The organism is Corynebacterium sp. HMSC29G08 (assembly GCF_001806875.1).
In the GTDB taxonomy this organism is placed as follows: Bacteria; Actinomycetota; Actinomycetes; order Mycobacteriales; family Mycobacteriaceae; genus Corynebacterium.
In genome coordinates this window covers 1-2,420 of sequence record NZ_KV786239.1, presented here as the reverse complement: position 1 = coordinate 2,420, position 2,420 = coordinate 1, and the positions used below count along the sequence as shown (strand labels likewise).

Here is a 2,420-nt window from a genome sequence, read left to right as displayed (position 1 = left end):
GGGTTTCACCGTCCACCAGAATCATGACACCCCAATCGCTAAGACGTACCGCTGCAAGCCCCCACAGTTTCGCTTCATCACGAATACCAAACTCGCTCATCGATTCATCTTCAAGATTCAAACGCAAATCCACAAAATTCCTGCCGCGACTGATGACAGTGGCAACATCATCCCAACGGTGCGTCACCATCGCAATAGCATCCGTCGGCACCGCAGCATCATCAGCATCAAACCTCATCCCCCGATACTCTTCAGCAGTCATTGCTTGCCCACCAGTATCCACGTAACGGTAATTCTCAATTGGATAATCAGGGTGAATCTCCCCGTACCCAGACTCATAGTCCGCAGGAACACCGAGCGTGGTCACCTTTACCGTCGCGGTGAAATCACGAAACGCCATACGATCATCCGTTCCAGCGTTGTTCGCCCGGAGGACATAGGTGCCGGGTTGGGTTTCATCGATCAGCATCGCTTGGTTGCCGCAATTAAACTCGAACTGGTCCCTAAGACGAGGGCTAAGCCAAGCGTTTGTCACCAGCACCACCGGGTCATCACCAAGTTTGTCAACAATGATCCACCCCCGGTTAGCCTCCCCATGAACCCCAATAACAGTCTCGGCTCTATCCACCCCAGGAAACCGGAAACTACACCGAATTGCCCGCAAACGAATGGCAACCTCACCTACAGGATGCGGGGAATCAAACTCCCACTCAATCAGGGTCTCCACCCCCGGCTCTGGATCGACACACAAGCCCAGGTGGAGAGTTTTCCCCTCAAACTCAATAGTGTCATCCCGTGCCTCCATGAACATCCCGTTAAAAGTCTTCGACATTATTTCCTCTCTACATAAACGATAGGGTCAGTACCCGGGGTGACGATACGGGTAGATTGCTGCATGATCTTGGGGCCAACGAGCGGCCAGTTGTGTCCCGGACTTTTGCACCACGTGCATCAATTGGGTCAAACGGACCACATCTTGCTACCCGCCCAGTCAACTTGCATGGTGTGCGCCAGGGCGTGTGCTATGCGTGCAGTAAGACCTGTGGCATCGACATGCTCGACAACAAGCTGCCGGAACCGCTCGTAGCTGTAGTAACGCTTACCTGAGGTTACGTCCGTTCGTAGGGGTCGTTGTCCATCATCGCTTTGTGTTTTTGCCACGCCTGCTCAATTTTCTCGGGTGTCATCTCCGGTTTGTCGGCGTAGCGCAATGCGCTGATCTGATCCAATGTGGTCAACCGTTGCATACCGGCTTTCAATGCGTCAAAGAAAGTATTCAAATCCTGCCGCCGAGCATCAAGATCAAAATACTCAGGCACATCCTGGCGGCGATATTCCAAATACTGATCATTCAGTCCCGATATGAAGAAGGCAGAGAAGGGTCGACCGGGCAACTTACTGTAGTCAACAACGAAGGTCAAGGAATCAAAATCAACTAACTGCGAACGAATTATCATAGGGGCTTGTTTCGTGTTGGAGTAATCTTCTTTTACCCATGCCACGGGAGCGAATTCAACACGAAGGAAAGAAAACTCGTCAAGAAGACCGTCATAATCCATCCGCACGAACCAGATCAACTCGCCCGAGCGCATCGACCACACAAACGAGTCGCCTATAAGCGCATTATCGATACGTGAAAAATGCGCGTCCAAACACTCAAACAGCACATCATTAAAACGTTTAGGTTTCATCTGTCATCCTTAATAATCGTCAAGGCTTATAGAAATCGAGCACATACTGAACAGTTGGTAAGTCTAACCCAGACTTTTCACCAATGCCGCTGTTGTAGCTCTCAGTGTATTCTTTGTATCTTGCTAATTGTTTGCGTCCGTCGTTTCTTCCTCTCGGTGTATCGGGCTTAAGCTCGCGGACCTCGGTGATGAACTCAGTTTCATCGTCGAATAGGTGGGCATCAGGTCGGTGAGCGCCTCCCGAATCAGGCAAGGCTTTGTTGGCCTCATAGTCGTAGGCCTTCATTACAGCGTTGTAGCGCTTGTGTACGTTGGTTCCATACGTAGCTTTGGGATTCGTTCCAGTGAATTGCCCCTTACTATTCCTTCCGTCGCTCCGAATCGGGGTGGCATCGGGAGCAACGTGCGGATTGTGCAGCCCGAGATAGTCGTACCAATGTGCTGCATGGTCAACGTAGCCTTGGGCTGAGGCAAGACGCGGTGCAAGCCCAAGGGGATCTTGAGCGTTGTAGACACCTGCGTGCGGATGGTAGTAGCGATACCGGTTGTATGCCCATCCAGATTCTGCATCAAGGTACTGACCTGCATACAGCAAAGGTGAAAAGCTGTGGCCTTGCCAAGTTCGTTGCCCGTAGAGCGTTTGGTTTGCCATACCTGTGATCAAACCTGTTTCTGGATCAACAATCTCTTGTGGTTGTCAGATGCGGGTTTTTGGTACCGGTGTTCTGG

3 protein-coding genes are annotated in these 2,420 nt (G+C 51.3%); all 3 read right to left on the bottom strand.

Annotated elements, in window-relative coordinates:
* Window positions 1-832: hypothetical protein (locus HMPREF3101_RS05200; protein WP_141737364.1), on the bottom strand; the 832-nt coding region annotated here is incomplete at its 3' end.
* A 277-nt stretch (window positions 833-1,109) separates the two neighbouring features.
* Window positions 1,110-1,691, bottom strand: a complete 582-nt coding sequence (locus HMPREF3101_RS05195) for a hypothetical protein (protein WP_070463387.1) — start codon at window positions 1,689-1,691, stop codon at window positions 1,110-1,112.
* A gap of 19 nt (window positions 1,692-1,710) precedes the next feature.
* Window positions 1,711-2,343 carry an RHS repeat-associated core domain-containing protein gene (locus HMPREF3101_RS12420; protein WP_083280100.1) on the bottom strand — a complete coding sequence of 211 codons (633 nt, stop codon included), beginning with the start codon at window positions 2,341-2,343 and terminating at the stop codon, window positions 1,711-1,713.
* Window positions 2,344-2,420 lie beyond the last annotated feature (77 nt).